25 protein-coding genes are annotated in these 23,834 nt (G+C 41.2%); all 25 read right to left on the bottom strand.

Going from position 1 to position 23,834, the window contains the following annotated elements; all coding sequences use genetic code 11:
• Positions 1-19: 19 nt before the first annotated feature.
• Complete coding sequence (gene fliL / locus V6B33_RS09365; protein ID WP_334217480.1) at positions 20-445, bottom strand: flagellar basal body-associated protein FliL; 426 nt, start codon at positions 443-445, stop codon at positions 20-22.
• On the bottom strand, positions 442-657 hold the full coding sequence (locus V6B33_RS09360) for a flagellar FlbD family protein (protein WP_334217479.1): 216 nt from the start codon (positions 655-657) through the stop codon (positions 442-444). The genes fliL and V6B33_RS09360 overlap by 4 nt, the downstream gene beginning before the upstream one ends.
• Positions 658-738: 81 nt before the next feature.
• Positions 739-1,962: a flagellar hook protein FlgE gene (locus tag V6B33_RS09355; RefSeq protein WP_334217478.1), complete on the bottom strand. Its 1,224-nt coding sequence runs from the start codon at positions 1,960-1,962 to the stop codon at positions 739-741.
• Between the two features lie 71 nt (positions 1,963-2,033).
• Positions 2,034-2,426 carry a TIGR02530 family flagellar biosynthesis protein gene (locus V6B33_RS09350; RefSeq protein ID WP_334217477.1) on the bottom strand — a complete coding sequence of 131 codons (393 nt, stop codon included), beginning with the start codon at positions 2,424-2,426 and terminating at the stop codon, positions 2,034-2,036.
• Positions 2,427-2,440: 14 nt separating this feature from the next.
• On the bottom strand, positions 2,441-3,073 hold the full coding sequence (gene flgD, locus V6B33_RS09345) for a flagellar hook assembly protein FlgD (RefSeq protein WP_334217476.1): 633 nt from the start codon (positions 3,071-3,073) through the stop codon (positions 2,441-2,443).
• An 8-nt stretch (positions 3,074-3,081) separates the two neighbouring features.
• Positions 3,082-4,314, bottom strand: coding sequence for a flagellar hook-length control protein FliK (locus V6B33_RS09340; protein ID WP_334217475.1), 1,233 nt, complete (start codon positions 4,312-4,314; stop codon positions 3,082-3,084).
• 30 nt (positions 4,315-4,344) lie between these two features.
• A complete protein-coding gene (locus V6B33_RS09335; RefSeq protein WP_334217474.1) occupies positions 4,345-4,929 on the bottom strand; it encodes a MotE family protein in 585 nt (194 codons plus the stop codon).
• A gap of 4 nt (positions 4,930-4,933) precedes the next feature.
• Positions 4,934-5,380, bottom strand: a complete 447-nt coding sequence (gene fliJ / locus V6B33_RS09330; RefSeq protein WP_334217473.1) for a flagellar export protein FliJ — start codon at positions 5,378-5,380, stop codon at positions 4,934-4,936.
• Positions 5,377-6,705 carry a flagellar protein export ATPase FliI gene (gene fliI, locus V6B33_RS09325; RefSeq protein WP_334217472.1) on the bottom strand — a complete coding sequence of 443 codons (1,329 nt, stop codon included), beginning with the start codon at positions 6,703-6,705 and terminating at the stop codon, positions 5,377-5,379. The genes fliJ and fliI overlap by 4 nt, the downstream gene beginning before the upstream one ends.
• A complete protein-coding gene (gene fliH / locus V6B33_RS09320) occupies positions 6,702-7,481 on the bottom strand; it encodes a flagellar assembly protein FliH (protein ID WP_334217471.1) in 780 nt (259 codons plus the stop codon). Before fliH ends, fliI begins: the two co-directional genes overlap by 4 nt.
• Positions 7,474-8,487: a flagellar motor switch protein FliG gene (fliG, locus tag V6B33_RS09315; RefSeq protein ID WP_334217470.1), complete on the bottom strand. Its 1,014-nt coding sequence runs from the start codon at positions 8,485-8,487 to the stop codon at positions 7,474-7,476. The genes fliH and fliG overlap by 8 nt, the downstream gene beginning before the upstream one ends.
• Before the next feature lie 12 nt (positions 8,488-8,499).
• Entirely contained in the window at positions 8,500-10,089 is a 1,590-nt protein-coding gene (fliF, locus tag V6B33_RS09310; RefSeq protein WP_334217469.1) for a flagellar basal-body MS-ring/collar protein FliF, read from the bottom strand.
• A gap of 33 nt (positions 10,090-10,122) precedes the next feature.
• On the bottom strand, positions 10,123-10,428 hold the full coding sequence (fliE, locus tag V6B33_RS09305; protein WP_334217468.1) for a flagellar hook-basal body complex protein FliE: 306 nt from the start codon (positions 10,426-10,428) through the stop codon (positions 10,123-10,125).
• A 14-nt stretch (positions 10,429-10,442) separates the two neighbouring features.
• Positions 10,443-10,907: a flagellar basal body rod protein FlgC gene (gene flgC, locus V6B33_RS09300; protein WP_334217467.1), complete on the bottom strand. Its 465-nt coding sequence runs from the start codon at positions 10,905-10,907 to the stop codon at positions 10,443-10,445.
• A gap of 2 nt (positions 10,908-10,909) precedes the next feature.
• Complete coding sequence (flgB, locus tag V6B33_RS09295) at positions 10,910-11,299, bottom strand: flagellar basal body rod protein FlgB (protein WP_334217466.1); 390 nt, start codon at positions 11,297-11,299, stop codon at positions 10,910-10,912.
• Between the two features lie 715 nt (positions 11,300-12,014).
• Positions 12,015-12,794: a GTP-sensing pleiotropic transcriptional regulator CodY gene (gene codY / locus V6B33_RS09290; protein WP_172249451.1), complete on the bottom strand. Its 780-nt coding sequence runs from the start codon at positions 12,792-12,794 to the stop codon at positions 12,015-12,017.
• Between the two features lie 104 nt (positions 12,795-12,898).
• Positions 12,899-14,314, bottom strand: coding sequence for an HslU--HslV peptidase ATPase subunit (hslU, locus tag V6B33_RS09285; RefSeq protein WP_334217465.1), 1,416 nt, complete (start codon positions 14,312-14,314; stop codon positions 12,899-12,901).
• Positions 14,315-14,365: 51 nt separating this feature from the next.
• Complete coding sequence (gene hslV, locus V6B33_RS09280) at positions 14,366-14,908, bottom strand: ATP-dependent protease subunit HslV (protein ID WP_334217464.1); 543 nt, start codon at positions 14,906-14,908, stop codon at positions 14,366-14,368.
• A 16-nt stretch (positions 14,909-14,924) separates the two neighbouring features.
• A complete protein-coding gene (gene xerC, locus V6B33_RS09275; protein WP_334217463.1) occupies positions 14,925-15,824 on the bottom strand; it encodes a tyrosine recombinase XerC in 900 nt (299 codons plus the stop codon).
• 263 nt (positions 15,825-16,087) lie between these two features.
• Positions 16,088-18,163, bottom strand: a complete 2,076-nt coding sequence (gene topA, locus V6B33_RS09270) for a type I DNA topoisomerase (protein WP_334217462.1) — start codon at positions 18,161-18,163, stop codon at positions 16,088-16,090.
• Between the two features lie 300 nt (positions 18,164-18,463).
• Entirely contained in the window at positions 18,464-19,339 is an 876-nt protein-coding gene (gene dprA, locus V6B33_RS09265; RefSeq protein WP_334217461.1) for a DNA-processing protein DprA, read from the bottom strand.
• Between the two features lie 82 nt (positions 19,340-19,421).
• Entirely contained in the window at positions 19,422-20,324 is a 903-nt protein-coding gene (gene sucD / locus V6B33_RS09260) for a succinate--CoA ligase subunit alpha (protein WP_334217460.1), read from the bottom strand.
• A gap of 16 nt (positions 20,325-20,340) precedes the next feature.
• The gene (sucC, locus tag V6B33_RS09255; protein WP_334217459.1) at positions 20,341-21,501 is read right to left on the bottom strand and encodes an ADP-forming succinate--CoA ligase subunit beta; all 1,161 of its coding nucleotides are present in this window, start codon (positions 21,499-21,501) and stop codon (positions 20,341-20,343) included.
• 223 nt (positions 21,502-21,724) lie between these two features.
• The gene (locus tag V6B33_RS09250) at positions 21,725-22,009 is read right to left on the bottom strand and encodes an EscU/YscU/HrcU family type III secretion system export apparatus switch protein (RefSeq protein WP_334217458.1); all 285 of its coding nucleotides are present in this window, start codon (positions 22,007-22,009) and stop codon (positions 21,725-21,727) included.
• Positions 22,006-23,829: a hypothetical protein gene (locus V6B33_RS09245; protein ID WP_334217457.1), complete on the bottom strand. Its 1,824-nt coding sequence runs from the start codon at positions 23,827-23,829 to the stop codon at positions 22,006-22,008. Before V6B33_RS09245 ends, V6B33_RS09250 begins: the two co-directional genes overlap by 4 nt.
• Positions 23,830-23,834: the final 5 nt, after the last annotated feature.

Below are 23,834 nucleotides of genomic sequence, written 5' to 3'. Positions count from 1 at the left end.
CCCCTGAAATTACCCTTAATCATTGAATCATCATAGAGGTGATGTACACTTTTTCTACCTTGCCTTCCTGCATCAGGCTATTCACCTTTTCCTTTACCTTGTCTTCAATCAATTCCTTGCCTTTTTTTCCTTGCAGGTCTTCTGCTTTCATTTCGGACAGTTCTTCAATGATGATGTTATTAACCTGGAAATCTCTTTTCTCCAATTCCTGTTTAGCTTTCTTGCTGTCAGTCTGAATTTTGAAGGAAATACGAATAAAATCATTGCTTAATAAATTGGTAGTAATTTCAGGAATATCGACAGAAGCCTCAATGACTTCTTCAATGGATGGTTCCTTCGTTTCTTCATCATCCGAGAATTTAAGTATGACCACTAAGGCAATCACACCAACCAATGTAATGGTTACAAGCAGGATCAACATAATGGTTATAAATTTATTCTTCATTCTGTTGTACCCCCTTTAAGCGCAGGATCCAGAAGGTTCACTTTACGAAAAAAAGATAATGTCTGCTGCGTAACTTCGTCAACAGATTCTTTGACTACGTATCTTCTTCCATTGGTTAATTGGATTGTCGTATCCGGAAACGACTCGACTGTCTCTATATAGAATGCATTGATGGTAAAGGCTTTACCATTTAATCTTGTTAACGTAATCATTCATATGTAGAGCTGACCCATATTTTAGAGCGGGATCAAACCCAAATATAAGCCAGCCCATGACCTCCCTTTTGTAACGAATTATCGTTTCAAGTTAATCAGTTCTTGTAAAATTTCATCCGAGGTCGTAATGATTCTCGTATTAGCCTGGAAACCGCGCTGCGCTGTGATCATTTCGGTGAATTCTTCAGAAAGGTCGACATTTGACATTTCCAGTGAACCTGATTGAAGCGCACCTCTTCCTTCCCCTGCCACTCCCAAGTTAGCCAGACCAGAGTTATTTGAAGCCTGGAATAAGTTACTTCCTGCTTTTGTCAGCCCGCCTGGATTTGAAAATGTCGCAAGTGCCAATTGGCTCAAGACCCTTACTTCTCCATTAGAAAATACCCCATTCACTTCTCCTGAAGAACCGATATTAAAGCTTTCGAGATATCCCTCAGAGTTCCCATTTACAGTATCTACGTTGGCAGATGATGAACTGTCGAATTGAGTGATGTTTGAGAAGTCCATGTTGATGTCCAGATCATTTGCCCCATTTCCATTAGTAAGAGACAACCCATGTGGCATATTGGTGGTCATGTTACCGTCAGCATCAAAGTTAACCGTTAACTCATCCCCGCCTGCAATCGTGATACCATCTGTCAGACTGGCAATATCAGCTTCCCATTCATTGTTTCCGGCACTTTTTGTCAGGGTGACCTGCAAACTGATGTCATTTCCTAATGAATCCTTTACCTTTGTTTCAATTTCTACGACAATTCCGTCTTCTGCGGTCGCTTTTAGATTTCCATTATAAGAAACTGCAGTCGTCGCTTGAGGAGCCATCGTCGTATCCGTATCAATCGTAATATCCGTTGCCCCTGATCGATTGACAACGCCGTCTGCATCAACGGGGAACCCCTGTACAAGGGCTCCTCCACCGGTTACGAGGCTTCCGTTTGAATCCAGATAGAAGTTTCCAGCTCTGGTGTAAAGTTGATTATTGCCTTGTCGGACCATGAAGAAACCGTCTCCTGATACAGCAACGTCAAGTGATCTTCCCGTCGTTTGAAGACTACCCTGTGTTTGAATAGTATCTATTGATGATAATGTTGACCCTAAACCTACCTGCATCGCATTTTGGCCACCGCGGTTTTCTGTTGCCCTGCTTGCACCTGAAACCGTCTGATTCATAAGGTCCTGAAACGTTACTCGGCCTTTCTTATATCCATAGGTATTAACATTGGCAATATTATTCCCGATAACATCTAATTTTGTTTGAAAGTTCTTCATTCCACTGATACCTGAATACATTGAACGTAGCATGAATTTTTCCCCTTTCGTGATAAGCTGCTTCTATCATTCCACAGCCTGTAGGCTTCCTTTAAAGGTCCAGCCTATGAATCAATTAATATCGTTCCGTTAATATTCGTGAAGATCTGTGAATTTGCTTCCTGGCGGTCCAGTGCAGTAATGACTGTGCGGTTTCTTGCACTGACAATTAAAGCTGCATCTTTCAAGAGAACCAGGGATTCCTGAACACCCTTGGATTTTGCTTCACTTACCTTTTCTCCAATTTCCTCCCAAACCTGCGGGGAGATAGATATTCCTCTTTGTTCCATCCTGACCTTTGCATGTTTACTAATCTGCATTTCTGCAGAACGGTGTATGGCACTATTTAGCTGTGCGGCAAATGAATTGTCCGGATTAGATACAGTTTCAACTGCCTTCGTTCTGACGGCTGTTGTTATAGGCTGCGATGGAACGCGATGCAAGAAAGCTTTCTCCATACAACCACTCCTAGTTATGATTCGATTTTAATCAAGTTATCGCTTTGAACTTTATCTCCTGCATCAGTGTGTATCCAAATTCTGGAGTCCTTTGATGATACGGACTGAACGATACCGCTGATCGTGCCTTCTTCACCTTCCCAAGTCACTTTTTTCCCGATCAGCATCGAGGCACTGACGAGTGACGTGCCTGTATCCATCCCGTCATTCACTTGTGAAATATTTCCAGGAGTGAGAATGGTTCCATCTTCCATCACGAACTCAACGTTATTCTCTTTAAACCGGATACCTTTCACAATTCCTTGTCCTTCTGAGATTTCAGGTGCTTCGTCTGAATCTGATTCAGTCATTTTATGCCAAGTCACTTGCTTACCGACGAATTGATTGTACGAAATCAATTGCGCTTGATTTTGATTTTCCACAAATTTCTCCATTGTCACTGTTAAATTCGTCATTTGTTCCAACGATGAAAATGTTGCCATTTGTGCGATAAAATCTTTATCCTGCATGGGGTTCATCGGGTCCTGGTTCTGAAGCTGAGTCATGAGGATCTTCAGAAAATCATCTTTTCCTAAAATATCATTGCCGCCTTCACGCTTTTTTGTCTGCAGCGTTGAATACAATAAATTTGGATCTATCTTTGTCATAACATCACCTACACTTCGCTATTCACGAGATATTCTTTAAACGTTGCAGAGTCGGGTTCCTCATTATTCTTGGGAGAATCTTTTTGACTTTGTTTAGCCTGTCCACCTGATTGTTCCTGAGAATGTCCTTTTGATTGCCTTTCCGGATCTGACAGTGCCTGTGAAATTTCAATCTTTTCTACTTGGATGTTCTGGGACGTGAATGCCTGCTTTAATCCTTGCAGCTGTGAATCCAGCATTTCTTTAGCAGATGCAGTTGTGGCCAAAATCCTCGCAGTCATGATTCCATTTTGCTGCAGCAGTTCGATACGCAATGAACCCAATTGTTCCGGGTATAACTTGATCAGCAGCTTACTCATGTTCGGCTGTGACTGCAACAGCGATTTACTTAGAACTGTTTGAAGTTCCTTTGCAAATTGTTCATAACGTACTGAACCCTTTTCCTGTGGTAAAGTCATTGTAAACTGCTCTGTTCTCTGAAGGACGAACGGATGATTATTCCCTGAAACGGCCTGAGGAACCTTATTCTCCATGTTGGCTGATCCACTGACTTCCTCTGCCGGAATATGCCTGTTATATGCAGCCTTCATCATTTCATTCCAATTCTTCGGCTGATTCGAAAGGGCAGATACAACAGCATCGACCTTGTGCTGGATTTGTTTCAACAAGTCTTTCATCTCATGTATTTTTTGAACCTCCGCAATATGGAGGTCTTTTTGATTGGCGAGATGTTCAATTACTTTTACCAGCTTAACAAGCTTCTCCATATTTTGAAGATCCTTTGGCTGAACCTTCCCATTTTCAAATGTCATTTGAATAAGGTGCAATATCGTTCCCAGATCTCCTCCTTGGACTTCTTCATTTTCATCTGGAGCTTTTTTTCCGGAAAAGGAATAAATCTCTGCCTGAAGATCCGCTTTAAGCTTGTTGAGTTCGGTCAAGTCCACTCCCAAAATACCGGCGATTGCCTCAACATCCAACTCCTTCATTTGTTTCAAGGTCATTATTTGATCTTCTGAAAGCCCTAGTACCGCTAACCCTTCTGCTCCCAACAAGTCACTCAGAGCACCTAAATTTAATGAACCGTCAGTCTCACTTATTGCTGTGTTCTGGATAGAATCTTTCAAGCTTCCCAGCAAATGATGGGAGAAAGATTTATTCGTATTAGTCAACTTTTCCAAATTAGAACCTTGCAGTGTTGGACGACTGGGAAGTGCAGTTTGCATTAATCCTATCTCCACTACTTCACCCCCTCTCTAAGATTTCATACCTTAACTCTCGTCAGCTGATAGTAAACCTGTTAAACGCGCAGCATCTTCTGGCGGCATTTTTTCCAAAATATCCGCTAAGTTGTCGGGTTTGATACTTGATAAAATTTTTATAGCCTCCTGATCCTCCATCTTCAAGAGGACAGGAGCCGCACTCTTTGCAGACATCGATTCAAATGTACTTACCACTTCTTTGAAAGCTCGTTTATTTTCTTCACCAATCTGTCTCAGTTCTTCCAATTCAAGCTTCTGCTGTTCAATCGTAGCCTGAAGCTTTTCATTGTCTTTCTCACTCCCATCTATCTCAGTTTGAAGCTGTGAGATCTTCGCTTCTTTGTCTTCGATTGAAGCCTGTAATGAGATGATGCGATTTTCAAGCTGTTCCTGATTCTCCTCATTTCCAGACGGCAGTACTTTTGAGATGAAAGGAATGGACTGGGCTTTCTCAAATACATTAATTCCTGCCACCGTCATGACAACCAAAGCGATGGTAATTGCAAATAATAAAGGAATGAAGACTACAAAAACAATCCATTGAAAACGGCCATTAGATTTTGTTCCTTTTTCTTCTTCAATCACTTTTGGCATTAAATCACCTAATTCCCCGATTCATATATTGAACAACGGACACTTCATCCAACTGTTTGTTTTCCGATTCTTTCATGCTATGAAGAAAGTAACTGAGATCTTTTTCTTTGATCTTTTCGTATTTCTTTACCTCTACATTCATATCAACCAGCTTTTCTTCATACCAATTCATCCGGTTTCTTGCTTGTATGACAAGGTCTTGATAGTAAGAGATGGTTTTCTCCAAATTCGTGATAAATTGCTGATGATGCCGGATATCCTGGACTGAAAGACCCTTTAGCAGTTTGTCAGACTGATAGACTTCCAACTCTTCTTTCTTCTTCAGAAACTCAAAGAGCTTTTCCGCCACTCTTTCAAAGCTCGCGATAGCACCTTTGTATTGCTCATTTACTTCATCTTTCTCTTTTTCCTTGAGGGTTAAAATCCGTTCAAAACGATATTGATAACTCATTGTCCCCCATCACCTTTTTCTGCTAACTGTATAAGCCGGCTTATACTGTCAGTTTGAGTAATTTGTTCGTACACACCCTGTTTAAGGAATGAAGTGATCATTGGATAGTAATGAATTGCTTCATCAATTTCCCTGGATGATCCTTTCTTATATGCACCGATCTGTATCAAATCTTCGGAATTGAGATAGGTGCTTAGTAATTCCCTTAATTTAACCGAAGCTTGCAAATGCTGAGGCGAAGCAAGATGATTCATGAGACGACTGACACTCTTCAAGATATTTATTGCGGGAAATTGTCCCCTGTTGGCGATTTGACGATCCAATACGATATGTCCGTCCAATATTCCCCTGACTGTATCTGAAATTGGTTCATTAAGATCATCCCCATCAACAAGGACCGTATAAAACGCGGTAATGCTCCCCTTTAAATTTGTGCCTGTCCTTTCTAGAAGTTTCGGCAGGATCGCAAACACAGATGGAGTATATCCCTTCGTAGTCGGAGGCTCGCCTACCGCGAGGCCAATCTCCCTCTGCGCCATTGCAACACGAGTTGCAGAATCCATCATGAGCATGACATTCAGGCCTTTATCCCGGAAATATTCTGCGATCGCTGTGGCAGTGAATGCCCCTTTGATCCTCATCAGCGCGGGCTGATCCGATGTAGCAGCAACGACAATCGTTCTCTTCAACCCTTCTTCCCCTAAATCACGATCAATGAATTCCCTGACTTCCCTGCCTCGTTCTCCTACTAATGCAATGACATTCAAATCAGCTTTAGTATTACGGGCAATCATACCAAGTAATGTACTTTTTCCGACTCCGCTTCCTGCAAAGATACCAATGCGCTGGCCTTTTCCTACAGTCAGCATGCTGTCAATCGCCTTTACTCCGACTTCCATCGGTTCATCGATAGGTGGTCTTGATAATGGATTGGGAGGTTCTTGATCGGTGTATGTAGTACTTAATCCACTTGGAAGCGAGCTTCCATCCAAAGGGTTACCCAATGAATCCAACACTTTTCCAATCAAGGTTGGACCGATTTTGATTTCAAGAGGCCTCGAAGTAGCTTCTACCAAGCTTCCCGGTGAAATATCCTGCATATTAGAATAAGGCATCAGAATCACAAGTTCTCCATTGAAGCCCACCACTTCAGCCTGGATGACCTTTGCTGCGCCGCGGCTTACTATATGAATGTGGCAAACCTCGCCGACAGAACTTTCAGGACCTTGTGATTCAATCATCAATCCGACTGCACGCTTTACTTTTCCATACTTTTTAAACGTCGGAATCTGAGTTATATGAGAGAGTAAATCCTCTGCTTTCATGACTCATCCTCCTGAAGTACTTCAAGAAGTCTTTGTTTTAATTCTTTTAATTGTGAGTCGATGCTCACTATGATTCTCCCTTGATTCGTTTCTATGTAACAATCTTCTTGTTTCAATTCATCGTTCGCATAGATAAAGCATTGTACGTTTGAAGGGAAAATCATTTCGAGTTCCTCTTTGTTTCCTGTCAGAAGAGTATGTTTGGAGGGATGACAGTGAATCTGAACTTCCGGTAAGTCCCTCACTTCTTTCAATCCCCTTTTGACAATCGGGAGAAATGTATCAGGGTCTTGCTTGAGCTTTTCCCCAATTATCTTTTCAGCACTTGAAATGGAAAGGGACAGAATCACTTTTTCGGCATTTTCCAAATAGGAATAATACTGTTGTTTATTGGATTCGACTATGGCATCGGCTTCTTTTAAACGATGACTATAATCCTGGTACCCTTTTTTCATTCCTTCCTCTTCACCTTGTTGAAAGCCGACGTTATAGGCTTCTTGAATATATTGCTCGCGCTCGGAAACCCAATTATCCTTTTCCTGTTGAATTTGGTTTTGAATGATGCCCTTCTGATGAATGGCCTCTTCCACTATTTTAACTGCTTCCTGCTTAGCGTCATGAATCAACTTCTCCATTTCTTTGGACTGAAGCTGATGTTGACCCTCTCTATCCCCTTGATTGAAACCGGGCATTGAAGAACGGATTTGCTTAAGCGCTATGATCTTCTCTTTCTTTTCCATCGATTGAGCTCTGGAAGATTTAATGATCCTAGACAATAATATCGTCTCCTCCACCACGGGCTATAATGATTTCCCCGGCTTCTTCTAATCTCCTGATGATAGCAACGATCCGTGACTGTGCTTCCTCAACATCACGAAGTCTCACAGGTCCCATGAACTCCATCTCTTCTTTTAATGTTTCCACCATGCGGTTGGACATGTTTTTGAATACGATTTCCTTCACTTCATCGCTTGAGACTTTAAGTGACAGTAGAAGATCTTCATTATCACAATCCCTGATGACACGTTGAATGGATCTTCCATCAAGTGTAACGATATCCTCAAATACAAACATTCTCTTCTTGATTTCCTCTGCTAATTCCGGATCCTGAATTTCAAGGGCATCCAGAATCGTTTTTTCAGTTGACCGGTCCACCCCATTGAGTACTTCGACAACTGCCTCTACTCCGCCGGTTTGCGTATAGTCCTGTGTAACAGTCGAGGAAAGTTTCCTTTCCAGAATGGCTTCAACTTCACTGATTACTTCAGGTGAGGTTCCATCCATTATTGCGATTCTTCTCGCTATATCAGCTTGTACTTCTTGTGGCAGCTCTGAAAGAATCTGACCCGATTGCTGCGGATCCAAGTAAGAAAGAATAAGTGCAATCGTCTGTGGATGTTCGTTTTGGATGAAGTTTAATATCTGAGCTGCATCCGCTTTACGTGCAAAGTCGAATGGTCTCACTTGTAAAGATGAGGTCAAGCGATTAATGATCGCTGTTGCCTGATCTGTACCCAATGCTTTTTCCAAGACTGTTTTCGCATAACCGATACCGCCTTGTGATATATAATCCTGTGCAATTGCGATATTATGGAATTCTTCTAAGATCTCTTCTTTAGATTCTGTTTCTACTTTTTTCACGCCTGAGATTTCCAGGGTCAGCTTCTCTATTTCTTCTTCAGATAAGTGTTTGTACACTGATGCCGACACATCAGGACCAAGAGAGATCAGGAGGACGGCCGCTTTTTGTTTGCCTGTTAATTCTCTCTCTCTTCTAACCATGTCATCACCCTCCTAATCATCTGCCAGCCAAGTTCGAAGTAATTTCGCGAACTCTTCAGGTTTTTCTTTAGCCATTCTTTCAAGTTGTTTTCGGCGTATGGATCCCTCTGTTTCTTCCTTCGGTTCAATATCCGGTATTTCCGCTTGGACACGCTCTTCTTCAAAGAACATTTCCTCTTCCTGCTTCCTTTTACGACTTCTAAGAAGGAAGAAGATAAGTAAAAGAATGATAATAAGCAAAATGCCTCCAACGACATAAACCCACCAAGGCAACCCTGATTTAGAGCTGTCTTCAAATTCCATTTTTCCATTAAATTCCTGAACTGAAACTACCACTTTATCTTCAATTTCTTCATCTGTCAGTTCTGGTGCAGCTTCCTTATTTATGGAAGTTCGGACGATGGTGGATAGTATTTGCTGTATATCATCGATCCGATCTTGTGGAAGCGAGTTCTCATCTTCAGGATTCGGCGGTTCCACCATTACTTGAATGCCTAAGTCACGGATTTTGTATGGGCTCTCCACAATTTCAGTTCTTATTCGATTCACTTCGTTATTGATGGTTTCTTCTATTCTTTCATAGTCACCGCCCGAACCTGTACCTTCTTGATAAGAATCAAGAGTATCGTCGGTATCACCCCCTGAAGGTACTCCTCCAGGTCCTGCTCCCTCACCTGAAAACGTTTCTGTAATCCGGTGGGCACTGACGGCGATACCCTCCATATTTTCTTCATCGACTGGGGTAACGGTGTTTTCCTCACGGTTTTCCTGGGTAAAGTCAATATCAGTGGATACTGACACAACCACTTTATTAAAACCGATCAACGTTCCAAGCATGTTCTGAACCTGGCGCTGTATGTCACGTTCTATTTCCTTTTTAACGTCCATCTGTTGTGCGAAATTACCGCTTCCCATAGAATTATTTTGAGATTCCAAGTCAAAATACTCAAAAAACTGGTTCATGATGACGATATTCTCAGTAGGAAGGTCCGGGACGCTTTTCGAAACTAAGTGATAAAGCGATTTGATTTGACGCTGATCCATAGCAAATCCTGGATTAGTATTCAAGACGATCGAAGCAGTGGCTTTTTGTTCGTCATCATTCAGGAAAACCTGCTCTTCCGGAAGATTGATCATGACCTTTGCATCTTTAACTCCGTCTATCCCTTTAATCAGCTCCACAAGTTCCGTTTGCATTGCATCAAGTTTCATGACATTAAATTCATTATCCGTCATCCCAAAGCCGGCATTCTTACTGAAGAAAGAGTAATCGATACTGCCCGAGTTCGGAATACCCTCAGCTGCCAGTTCCACTTTTAAGGTATCTACTTGTTCAGTTGGTACGAGTATGGCTGTCCCGCCTTCGGTAATTTGAGAAGGGATCCCCCTCCCATCAAGGTTCTCCTTGATGGTACCTGTTTCAGAAGGTGAAAGATTTTTATAAAGAGGAGCCATAGGTGTCCTTGTCGTCATAAAGACAGAAATACCAATAAGGATAATGACAGACAGCAGGATTGCTCCCATGCTGATTTTTTGTTTTTTTGTTCTGTTACTCCAATAGGTCTTTATTTGTTCTTTATAGTTCTTAAACGATTCATTCATTACAATCCTCCGGTACTCGACTGCATGTATCTATTACATTGGCATTCTCATTATTTCCTGATATGCTTCCACAACCTTATTTCGGACTTCCATGGTTGTTTGAAGTGTGATACTGGCTTTTTGTGAAGCAATCATTACCTGATGAAGATCAACATTCTCACCGCGTACAAGTTTTTCTGTCATACGATCGGATTGAATCTGTGCCCGATTTACTTCATCAATTGTTTTACTAAGGATTTGACTGAAATTCTCTGTAGCATCTGAAGGTGTAATTTGTTTTTTTGATAAAGACGGACTTAAAAGTCCGGGGTTAATCGAATTTATACTATGAATTGCCATACGTATGTACCTCCTTACTTACCAATTTCTAATGATTTCATCAACATCGATTTGTTCGCATTGAAAACGGTGACGTTTGCTTCATATGAACGGGTAGCTGAAATAAGGTCTACCATCTCCCGTAAAGGGTCGACATTGGGCAGCTGTACGTATCCATCAGCATTGGCGTCAGGGTGTTCAGGGTCATATACCATTTTAAATGGAGTGTTTTCATCCTCCTGTATTTTTGACACTTTCACCCCTTGCCCGATTGAATGATTACCTCTGCGATTTATGGCTGTATTCAAGAAAGTAGAAAACCCCGCTTCCTTTGGTTCCATCACAACAGATTTTCTCCTATAGGGCTCCCATTCTCCATTTTCATTCACTGTGGCTCTTGTAGAATCAACATTGGCCATATTGGAGGAGATGACATCCATGCGTAATCTCTGTGCTGTCAACGCAGAAGAAGTCGTGTTCATGCTTGTGAAGATTGACAATGTTATTTACCTCCTCTAATAACTGACTTCAAAGAATTGAATTTGCCATTGATCCGATCTGACAAAGCATTAAAATATATTTGATTTTCTGCCATTTCAGACATTTCTTTATCCAGGTCCACCCCATTACCATTATGATTGTATTGATAATCAGTTTTCGTTTTCACTTCGGGGTGAGTGTCAGATGATTGAAAAGTGAAATGCCTGGAATCCGTCCTCTTAGCTTCCAATTGATTTATTGAATGATCTAAGACAGTCTTGAATTCTACTTCTTTCGCTTTATAGTTTGGGGTATCAACATTAGCGATATTTTGAGAAATTACCTTCTGATTAATAGAGGCATAATCCAAGCCTCTTTCAAGGTTTGTAAAAGTATTGGAAAAAAGTTTCATATTTCACACCTCTATCCATTTATTTAGCAAGATACGGATTTTTTTACAAATATAACTTATGTCCGTCCTTATTGTAATGTTTAGGTCGAATAGTGTCTATGAATATTCTGTATTTTTTAACGAAAAACGTCGAAAAAAGGGGAATTCATGACTATAAACCTATAAAAAGACCTGTTTTTGGAAATTTATCTTCTCTTTCATTACTTTAATATTTCAATTACATTTTTGTAAGATTACAAAGTTTTACACAGTTTATTTTATCAATGAGATTTAATTCCCACTAGCTGTATTTTTTTCCAATTAAGGAACTTATAAGAGAAGTTTTCTAACCTCCAACAGTACTCTCTTTGTTGGTTTGTAACAAACTATTTTTCAATTCATCCCAAACACCTGTATTGAAATACTGTCGAAAAAAGTCGTAATGAAGATGTAACAACTTAATTTTACTATCCATATAAGAGAAGACAAGACCTAACACCTTCACAATTATAGTCCTTTCGGCTTATTTACAGCCTAAAATATGTCTAATGTTATAACCTTCTCAGTAGTTCCGGCTGCACTATAAAGATCTGTACTGGTTGAGTTTTATGAGGGGATATCATATCGACAAATCGAAGAGAGTTTAAAGGATAAGATTCTTCGTGGTCATCTGCTGCTGGTAAACAAAAAAACCCGTTATTTCACTAAAGAAATAACGGGTTTTCAATTACTTCTATTAATTTGTACGAAGCTTCTCGAGTTCAAGCAGGAATTTATTATTTAGAACTTTAATGTACGTTCCTTTCATTCCAAGTGAACGTGATTCGATTACTCCTGCACTTTCTAATTTACGCAGTGCGTTTACAATCACCGAACGGGTTATCCCCACTCTGTCCGCAATTTTTGAAGCTACTAATAATCCTTCGTTCCCATTTAGCTCTTCAAAAATGTGCTCAATCGCTTCAAGTTCGCTGTAAGAAAGGGAGCTGATTGCCATTTGTACCACTGCTTTACTTCTGGCTTCGACTTCGATTTCTTCTGCTTTCTCACGAAGTATCTCCATACCTACTACAGTAGCCCCGTATTCGGCAAGGATCAGGTCATCGTCCTCAAAGCTTGCCTGAAGCCTTGCAAGGATTAACGTTCCAAGACGTTCCCCCCCGCCGATAATTGGCACGATCGTAGTCAGACCGTTTTTGAAAAGCTCCCTGTTTTCGACCGGAAATGCTGTATATTCACTTTCCACGTCCAGATTTGGAGATGTCTCCTGAATATTGAAAAGGTTTTGGGTATATTCTTCCGGAAACTGACGATCTTCAAGCATCTGCTTCATTCTTTCATTTTCAATTTGCTGGTTAATTGCAAATCCCAAGAGTTTTCCCCTGCGGCTGACTACAAATACATTCGCTTCAATTACACCGCTGAGCGTCTCTGACATTTCTTTGAAGTTAACGGGTTTGCCTGCCGCCTTTTGGAGCATCGCATTAATCGTTCTTGTTTTACCTAATAAGTTCATTTTCATTTCCTCCTACTACAACTAAATTATCTCTATTGCTAAATTAATTATTATGACCATCATTCATGTACTTTTTTTATACCCTCATTAAGCTTGTAAGAAACTTAGAGAATGAATTGGCTTAAGTCCTTGTCTTTTGAAATAGCTCTCAATTTATCATCGACATACTGTGGAGTTATTTTAATTGTTTCCAGTGTGATCTCAGGTGCTTCAAACGATAAATCTTCAAGCAGCTTTTCCATAATGGTATGAAGTCTTCTCGCCCCGATATTATCAGTATTCTGATTTACCTCATATGCGATTTCTGCCAGCCTACGAATAGCATCGTCAGAAAATTCAATTTGTATACCTTCTGTTTCCATTAAAGCAATATATTGTTTGATAATCGCATTATCCGGTTCGATTAATATACGTACAAAGTCTTCTGTTGAAAGCTTCTGAAGCTCCACCCTGATCGGGAAGCGCCCCTGTAATTCCGGTATCAGATCCGAAGGTTTTGACATATGGAAAGCTCCGGCACCGATGAAAAGCATATAATCGGTCTTTACCGAACCATATTTGGTCACGATTGTCGATCCTTCAACAATTGGAAGGATATCGCGCTGCACACCTTCCCTGGAAACATCAGCTGACGATTGACCGGATCCTTTACTCGCAATCTTATCAATTTCATCAATGAAGATGATGCCGGATTGCTCTGCCCTCAGGATGGCATCCTGCGTTACTTCATCCATGTCGATCAGCTTCTGCGCTTCTTCATTTGTCAGAGCAGTCCGTGCTTCTTTCACTTTCAGCTTCTTCTTTTTCTTTTTCTTAGGCATGAAATTACTCAGCGCATCCTGCATATTCATGCCCATCTGTTCCATACCGGAACCTTGGAGCATATCAAACATAGAAGCTTGCTGTTCTTCCACTTCAATGGTGATGAACTCTTCTTCCATTTCCCCGTTGCGGAGTCTTTGTTCTGCCCTTCTTCTCTGCTCTCTTAAAGACAGCTCCTCTTGTTTCTCTTCCTCTTCTTCATCGCTTTGATCTGAGCCGCCCGCGCCGAAAATCATTTCAAAAGGATTCTTATAGGAAGACGACTTTTTCTTAGAAGGAACAAGCAGCTCTACCAGACGCTTGTCGGCATTTTCAGCGGCACGCTCACGCACACCTACCATTTTTTCTTCTTTGACAAGTCTGACAGCCGTTTCTACAAGATCCCTGACCATCGATTCTACATCGCGGCCAACGTAACCGACTTCCGTGAATTTCGTAGCTTCGACTTTAATGAAAGGTGCACGGACTAATTTCGCTATCCTTCTGGCGATTTCTGTCTTTCCTACCCCGGTGGGACCCAGCATGAGGATATTCTTCGGAATTACCTCGTCTTTTATTTCTCCAGGAAGGAGACTGCGGCGGTAACGGTTTCTCAATGCCACCGCAACTGCCCTTTTTGCGTCTTTCTGTCCAACAATAAATTGATCCAATCTTTCAACTATTTGCCTTGGTGTTAATTGCTCAGCATTTTTTTTCAAATGACACACCCCTAACTATTCTATAGTGTGAGAAATCATCAAGTGAGCTTTTTACAATTCTTCAACAATTATCTGTTCATTTGTATATACACAAATTTCTGCAGCAATCTGTAAAGATGCTTTAGCAATCTCTTTCGCTGACAGATGATCACCTGAATACTGCTTCAAGGCACGACCTGCAGATAAAGCGTAATTGCCGCCGGATCCTATGGCTAAAATGCCATCATCCGGCTCAATTACTTCCCCGGTACCTGAAACGAGAAGCAAATGATCTTCATCCATGACAATCAGCATTGCCTCCAGCTTCCTGAGCACCTTGTCGCTTCGCCACTCTTTAGCCAGTTCAACAGCTGCCCTCTGAAGGTTTCCGTTAAATTCCTGAAGTTTCCCTTCAAACATTTCAGACAGCGTAAATGCATCCGCAACGGAACCTGCAAAGCCAGCCAGCACTTTACCATTAAACAGTTTACGCACTTTCTTGGCCGTGTGTTTCATCACGACCGCATTACCGAATGTTACCTGTCCGTCTCCGGACATGGCGCATTCCCCTTTATGCTGAACAGCAAATATAGTGGTAGCATGGAATTGATCCATTATATAACCTCCAATATTAAGCACGCGGATGATGTGCAAGATATGTTTTTCTTAACTGATCTTTCGTCACATGTGTGTACACCTGGGTTGCAGACAGATGGGAATGCCCCAGCAGCTCCTGAACGGTCCTCAAATCTGCACCGTTATTCAATAGATGTGTAGCAAACGTATGTCTTAACATATGAGGGCTTATTTTACCTGTTAAGGAGGCCTTATCAATAATCTTATTTAGGATCAGGCGTACTCCTCTTGCAGTCAGTGCTCCTCCCCGATGATTGACGAATACGGCGGAATGTATTTGTTCTCTTATAAGAGACGGCCGTGATTGATTTATGTATACGGTCAAAGCATCCTGGGCAAAGCTTCCATAAGGGACATATCTTTCCTTGTTCCCTTTCCCTTTTACAAGGATGGTAGACAGAGCCATATCAACATCTTTCAACTTCAGGCCTGCACATTCACTAACACGGATCCCGGTGCCGTACAAAAGCTCAAAGATCGCCTTATTGCGGATGTCCAATGGAGAGTCACCATTACAGGCTTCAAGCAGGACCTGAATCTCTTCCTCATAGAAAAATTTAGGCAGACGCTGTTCTTTCTTCGGGAGATTTACAAAAGAAAAAGGGTTCGTTGTCAGATGCTCTTCGCGATTGAGAAATCGGAAGAAACTTCTTAAACTTGATATCTTTTTTGAAATGGAAGCTCTCATTAACTGTTTTTCATGAAGACCTGTTAAAAAAAGCCTCGCATCAAAATATTCCACTTCCTCTAGTGAACGAAGACCCTGTTCTTTCATAAATACGTAGAATTCTTCGATATCATGACGATATTGTTCAAAAGTATAAGTGGAATACTGCTTTTCTATTTGTAAATATTCAATAAACGAATGTAATTGATCGGTTAATGTATTTGACATATAGTTAACACCTCACAAGGGCTACTAAATAGTAACACAACCTTGATGCCCTTGCAATTAATTTTACACTTTTTTCACAAAGTTCTGAATTGTTTCTGAGTCCATATTGTCTTTTTTAGACAAAAATGAAAGTTGTTTTACATTATGCAAAAAACAGAAAAACTGACCCATATGATAATCAATTGATCACCTCTTGGGACAGTCCCTCGTTTACATTGTATAAGCAGGACGCAAAAGAATCAATCTTTTTATCCTGCCAGCCTTTATTTCTGCGGTTCTTCCTTATAGTCACAAGTCGTACATTGTATCTGGTTGCCCTTTTTGAGCTTTTTCTCTACGAGTAATTCGGAGCATTTTGGACATTTTCTCTCAATCGGCTTATCCCATGATAAAAAATCACATTCAGGATATTGGTCACAGCCATAAAAGATTCTCTTCTTCTTACTTTTTCTTTCTATTATATTGCCTTTTTCACATTTAGGGCATTTGACTCCTATTTCTTTAACGATCGGCTTTGTGTTCCGGCAGTCCGGGAAATTACTGCATGCCATGAATTTGCCGTATCGACCCATCTTGAATACCATAGGGTGCCCGCATTCTGTGCAATCTTCCCCTGCCGGTTCATCACGAATTTCGATCTTTTCCATTTCGTTCTCTGCTATAATCAGATGCTTTTCAAAATCCTGATAAAAAGCATTGATGATCTTCGCCCATCTGACTTTACCGTCTTCAACATCATCAAGACTTCTTTCCATATTGGCAGTAAATTCGACATCAATGATTTCAGGGAAGAATTCCCTGATCAGTTCAAGCACAATTTCTCCAAGTTCAGTTGGAATGAACCTTTTATTATCAAGTGATACATACCCCCTTCTCTGAATTGTATCCAGAGTAGGTGCGTATGTGGAAGGACGGCCAATACCGAGCTCTTCCAATGTCTTGACAAGTCTTGCTTCAGTATAGCGCGGAGGCGGTTGGGTGAAATGTTGTTTAGGATCGATCAGTTCACTTGTCACTTTATCTTCTTCCTTTAATTCAGGCAGAAGATTATCTTTTTCTTCTTTTTGATCGTCAGACCCTTCTACATATACCTTCATAAACCCTGGAAACTTGACTTTCGATCCATTTGCCCTGAAATATACGGGTCCGTTCACCAGATCCACACTCATCGTATCCATAATGGCCGGAGCCATCTGGCTTGCAACGAATCTTTCCCATACAAGCTTATACAGGCGATACTGATCTCTTGATAGAAACTCTTTTACAGAGCCCGGATCTCTCAATGTACTCGTCGGGCGGATCGCTTCGTGAGCGTCCTGTGCTTTCTGCTGTTTCTTTTCCTTTCTTTCCGACTGCTTGACAAAGTCCTCACTGTATTTTGTTGTGATGTATTCACTGGCTTCTTTTTGAGCAACTTCAGAAGTACGCGTAGAATCGGTTCTCATATAAGTGATCAGACCGACGGTTCCTTCTTTACCAATCTCAATCCCTTCATACAATTGCTGTGCAAGCATCATCGTTTTCTTGGCACGGAAGTTCAGCTTTCTCGCAGCTTCCTGTTGCAGCGAAGAAGTGGTGAAAGGGGGTGCGGGATTCCGCTTTCTTTCCTTTTTTGTCACTTTGTTCACATTAAATGATTTACCTTTTACCTTTTCAAGGACCTCTTTAACTTCCTCTTCTGTTTTTAATTCTACTTTTTTACCATCGATCCCATAGAAAGAAGCTTGGAAAGTTTCTTTGTCTTTCTTGAATTCTCCTACAATGGACCAGTACTCTTCAGGCTCGAAACCTTTAATTTCATTTTCGCGGTCGATGATCAGCCTGACTGCAACCGACTGGACCCTCCCGGCACTGAGTCCCTTTTTGACTTTCTTCCAGAGCAGCGGACTTATGTTATAGCCGACGAGGCGGTCCAATATCCTTCTTGCCTGCTGGGCATCCACGAGATCCATATTGATCGGCCGAGGGTGTTTGAAAGATTCTTTGATTGCATCCTTCGTGATTTCATTGAATACGACCCGGCACTGAGACTTCGTATCCATATCGAGACTATGTGCTAAATGCCACGCAATTGCTTCCCCTTCTCTGTCGGGGTCGGCTGCAAGGAAGATTTTCTTTGCTTTTTTTGCAGCTGTCTTCAGTTCTTTTAATACCGGCCCTTTTCCACGGATGGTAATATATTTCGGTTCAAATTCCTTTTCGACATCCACACCCATTTGACTCTTGGGTAAATCTCTTACATGGCCCATCGAAGCACGCACTTTATATTTTTTACCTAAATAACGTTCAATCGTTTTCGCCTTTGCCGGCGATTCCACTATAACTAAATAATCTGCCATCCAATATGCCTCCTTGAAGAGGATAATAATCACTGTGATTTTTTTACAATCTGTATAAAAAGTGCTCTTCGGTAAACGGTTTCACTTCTTTTTATACAGTATAAAGTCTATACGTTCAGTGCGGAGTATTGTACTCCATTTATCTCTTTTACATCTCTTCTATTGTTTTCGATACCTGTTGCAAAATGTATAACAGTTTGAAAAGAATTGCAACCTTTTTGTATAAAATACGCTTTAAAATCTCTATTTGATGGAAAAAAACCAGCTTTACTACATGATTTTATATAATTTTCCGGAACTTTATACATCGAGCTCAGAAAAAATATCTTCTATAGATAATACCATCTTGGCACCATCCTTAATCAGGATATTTGTCCCTTCGGATAACTTATGGTGGACTGATCCGGGTATACAAAGAATCTCCCTTCCCTCATTTAATGCATAGTCAGCCGTAATGAAGGTACCGCTCTTTTTTTGCGCTTCTGTTACTAGGACGGCGTTGGAAAGTCCGCTTATAATCCTGTTCCTGAAAGGAAATTGCCATTTTTGGGGTTTAGTAAATGGAGGGTATTCTGAAATGAGAAGGTGATTCTTCATCATATATTCGGCAAGTCTGCTATTTTCCCGGGGGTATATATGCTGAAATCCGCCTGCCACTACTCCTATTGTCATACCGCCTGAACGAATGGCCATTTTATGTGCAATCGTATCCGCCCCCCGGGCAAGTCCGCTTACGATCGCAATGTTCTTGGCCGCCAGTCCGGGCATCATTTCTCGAAGGATATCTTCCGTATATGGGGTAGCCTGTCTCGATCCGACCACAGCCAGTTTTATTCGTGTTTCAAGGAGTTCTTTTTTTCCTTTTAAAAAAAGAATGAATGGAGGGTCGTACACATTTTTCAAGAGTGCCGGGTAGTCTTCATCATAGAGAGAAAGCCAGTGAATATCGTTTTTGAGGTAATATTCTTCAAATTCTTGGAATGGGAAGGTGTGAAGATCGGTGTGAAATAATTGGGCATTTGCTGTTGTTGATCGGGATAACTGCCCAATCGCAACTGGAGATAATTCGTAGATCAATGCTGGATCGGAAACCCTGGACAATAGCATCCTGGTTCCTTTCAATCCAAGACCTTTACAGTGCTGCATTTGAAATAGCAACCGGTTCAATTCCTTCATTATAACCTCCTGCAGATAGATTAATAGGAAACAACGATAAGAGGCTGAATGCAAATTGCCCAGCCTCTTGTCGTCTGTTTGATTAATGTGTTTTACATTTGTCGAAGATTCCCTCTTCTTTAAGAACCTTAATCAATGTTTCACCCATATCTGAAGGTGTAGGTGCTACTTGGATTCCACATTCGTTCATTACGCGGATTTTCTCATCTGCAGTCCCTTTACCGCCTGAAATGATCGCACCGGCATGTCCCATGCGTTTTCCTGGAGGAGCTGTACGTCCGCCGATGAAGCCGACAACTGGTTTCGTCATGTTGGCTTTGATCCATTCGGCAGCCTCTTCCTCGGCTGTACCGCCAATTTCACCAATCATGATCACTGCATAAGTGTCTTCGTCTTCGTTGAATGCTTTTAACACATCAATGAAGTCCGTTCCATTTACAGGGTCTCCACCGATACCTACCGCAGTGGACTGACCAATACCGGACTGGGAAAGCTGATGAACCGCTTCGTATGTTAATGTACCCGAGCGGGATACTACACCGACATGGCCCTTTGTATGAATGTATCCAGGCATGATGCCGATTTTACATTCTTCAGGTGTGATCACACCTGGACAGTTTGGTCCTACAAGTCGAGTCTTCTTGCCTTCCATATAACGTTTCACTTTCACCATATCGAGTACTGGGATATGTTCTGTGATACAGATCGCCAGATCAAGTTCAGCATCTACTGCTTCCATGATTGCATCTGCTGCAAATGGAGCTGGAACATAGATGACCGAAGCGTTGACGCCGGTTGCTTTCTTAGCTTCTTCAACCGTATTGAAGACAGGTACGCCTTCAACCTCAGTTCCGCCTTTACCAGGTGTAACACCTGCTACAATTTGTGTGCCGTATTCAAGCATTTGCTTTGTGTGGAAAAGTGCTGTTGATCCAGTGATTCCTTGGACAACAACCTTTGTATCCTTATTAATAAATACGCTCATTTGTCCCCCGCCTTTCTTAGCCTACTTGCTCAACGATTTTTTGTGCGCCGTCTGCCATTGATTCAGCTGCAATAATATTCAATCCGGACTTATTAAGGATTTCTTTTCCTAAATCCACATTCGTACCTTCGAGGCGAACAACTAATGGTACTTCAAGACCGATTTGCTTAGCCGCTTCAACAACACCCGTTGCAATGACATCACATTTCATGATTCCGCCAAAAATATTGACGAAGATTCCCTTTACATTCTCGTCAGAAAGGATGATTTTGAATGCTTCCGTTACTTTTTCAGCAGTCGCACCGCCCCCAACATCAAGGAAGTTGGCCGGATCGCCGCCATAGTGTTTCACAATATCCATTGTTGCCATTGCAAGACCTGCACCATTTACCATGCAGCCAATGTTACCGTCAAGCGAAATATAACTTAAATCATATTTAGAAGCTTCGATTTCTTTTGCGTCTTCTTCTTCAAGGTCACGCAATTCCATTACGTCCTTTTGACGATATAATGCATTTGAATCAAAGTTGAACTTCGCATCCAATGCCATTACATCTCCATCACCTGTCACAACCAACGGGTTGATTTCAACGATTGAAGCGTCCTTCTGGATATACACATTGTAAAGACCCAGCATGAATTTTGCTGCTTTATTTACAAGCTCTTTCGGAATATTGATGTTGAATGCAATGCGGCGTGCCTGGAATCCAGTCAATCCTGCCACTGGATCAATATACTCTTTAAAGATTTTTTCAGGAGTTGCTTCCGCTACTTCTTCAATCTCTGTTCCGCCTTCTTCAGATGCCATAAGAACAACCTGGGAAGTTGCACGGTCCAATACTAAACCAACATAGTATTCCTTCTTAATATCACATCCCTCTTCGATGAGTAAGCGCTTTACTTCCTTACCTTCAGGGCCTGTCTGGTGAGTGACCAATGTCTTGCCGATCAACTCATCTGCATATGTACGCACTTCGTCAAGGCTCTTTGCGATTTTCACACCGCCAGCTTTCCCGCGACCGCCTGCGTGGATTTGTGCTTTTACTACATAAACGCTTGATTCAAGCGTTTTCGCCGCTTCCACTGCTTCTTCAGCTGTAAAAGCCACTTTACCATTTGGTACGGATACCCCGTTATTTCTGAGGATTTCTTTACCTTGATATTCATGGATATTCATTTTCCATCCTCCTATCAAACTCTTCAAAAAATAGACTGCGCTTTCATTGTATAAAATGACGGTTTATCTGTCTACCATTATGCCAAAAATATTATATTAATTTAAAAATTCCGAACTGTTTTTAATTTTTTTTTCATAATCTAATGGAAGAAATATTCTTTTTCAGTAATAATTTATTATTCTCATAAAGTTATTTTCATATAAAGTCAAAATACTTCTTAAATCAGGACTTCTTTTTTTGCTCCATCTCTTTATCCAGTCTATAGACAAAGGCGAATACTTCTGCCACTGCTCCATACAGCTCATCGGGGATCGATTCTCCGATATCCAGTTTACCAAGCAGTGATAACAGACTTTTATCTTCCTGAATCGCAATTCCATATTCATTTGCTTTTGAGATGATGTTATCAGCAATGATCCCCTTCCCTTTTGCCAGGACTTTCGGAGCTGCCTCACTTGTTTGATCATACCCAAGGGCGATGGCTTCTTTTCTTTGATGAGTTGTCATATCTTCAAATCAACTCCTGTATGGGGTACGGAATGCATATTCAGCATCTGTTCCTGAGATATGCTGTCTTTATTATCAGGCTTCTTGATCTTCACTGAAGTCAGCTGGTAATCTATTTTCTGCAAGGCTTCCTTGAGTCCCAGAATGAATGATTGAGATAATTCATTTGCTGCTTGCAGCTCATTCCAGATGGATAATGAAATAACCCTGCTCTGAACCTGCATATCCACCAGTGTTTCTTTAAGGTTATCCAAATATAGATAAAACAATATTCTGCAATGATCGCTGTCGATTTTTCCTTTTTCCTTTTCTTTGCCCATCCATTGTACCGTGATATCTGTCTGGCGGCCGAATAAATACAACGGAAACTGCTGGATGATATTCATGAACGATGATTGCTCCCATGATAACAGTGCAGGATGGTTCATTTTCAGAACTATCTTCTCTGCAAGATCCCTGATATCCTGACTCTGATTGTGCAGGCTAAGCTGTGTGAGCCTTTCTTTAAGAGTGGCGGAATCAGCCGCGATCTCCGGCTGGCTGTGAAGTTGAAATTCCAGATTGAATCCAAGTGATCGTATGATTTTTTTTACAGCCTGCCCAATGTCTTCCCCCCTGATCAGGTACATCGATTCCGTCTCAATGTTTGCACTTAGTTTTTGGAATATTTTACTTTCAGTGGAGTTTTGAAGATTTCCATCCCATTTTGACAGGAGAATTGAATAATTTCTTTCTAAATTTTGCTTTCTCTGTTCACTCATCAATTCTATTAACCCTTCCCCTGCTTTTGAAAAGGTCCCATCTTTTACGCTTGTTGATGAAAGTTCAAAGATCAATTTCACTGCTTGCTCAATGCTGCTTTTATTAGCAGCTCCATCTTTACTGAATTCATTCCCTGCGCTTGAAAGGATTTGATTCATTTCCTTTATGGATGTGTGACCTGCCTTTTCCTGCTGAACATTAGAATGTACCAGATTACCAAGTAAATCTCTAAGTTGGTTGACTGTTGTACCGCTTTCAAGAATAGCTTTCGTAAATGAATTCATTAAACCTTTTTCAATGCCATAAAACGTACTGTCCCGCGGAATAACCCCTAAAGACTTCAGAAGTTCGAAATTCCCTAAACGTGTCGAAAAAGATTCAGAAGGGTTCATGGCGTTTTCCGTTGCCTTCACTGCCATTTGTTTTGAATGAAGGAAATGAAGGGGATCTTGAATTTTTTTAATGATCTCCAGTGTTTCGTGGCCGGATCCAGATCCAGACAGGTACCCTTTTAATCTGCTTAAGAGTCCGCTGAATGTTTCTGTTCCTTTACCTGCTTCTAGGGACAAGAGCACTTTTTCTGATAAAGGCAGTTGATTTTTCATCAACTCTATTAATAGCGGCAGCCGGCTTTTTATGTTTCCGGCATTGATATGCTCCGAGGCAAATTGAAGTAATTCCTTTGTGATCGGGACTTTATTGTTTATGAATTGAATGACCGTATTGACAAGCTCTTTATTAGCCGGCTGATTATGCAGTTGATGGATTAAAGCCTGGGCAATAGTTTTTTCACTTTTTTCTCCTGCGCCTTGTTGAATGACACTGAGGCTTATTCCACTTTCACTTTGATTGACTCTGACCCAATAACGGTTTCCTGCTTCCAGGGGGATATCAAGTTTTGCTATGAACTTCTGCCCTGAGGCAGATACTTCCGCCATCCCTTCACCGACAAGTTTATGGACAGTAACATGAAGAACCCTGCCATTCTGAAGGGAGAACGGTTTGTTTCTTACTAGGGATGAAGTGTGTGAATTGTATAACCCTTGAATATCATTCATCTGTA

It is taken from the genome of Mangrovibacillus sp. Mu-81, assembly GCF_036867415.1.
Classification (GTDB): domain Bacteria; phylum Bacillota; class Bacilli; order Bacillales; family Bacillaceae_B; genus Rossellomorea.
This window is presented reverse-complemented; position numbering and strand designations above follow the sequence as displayed.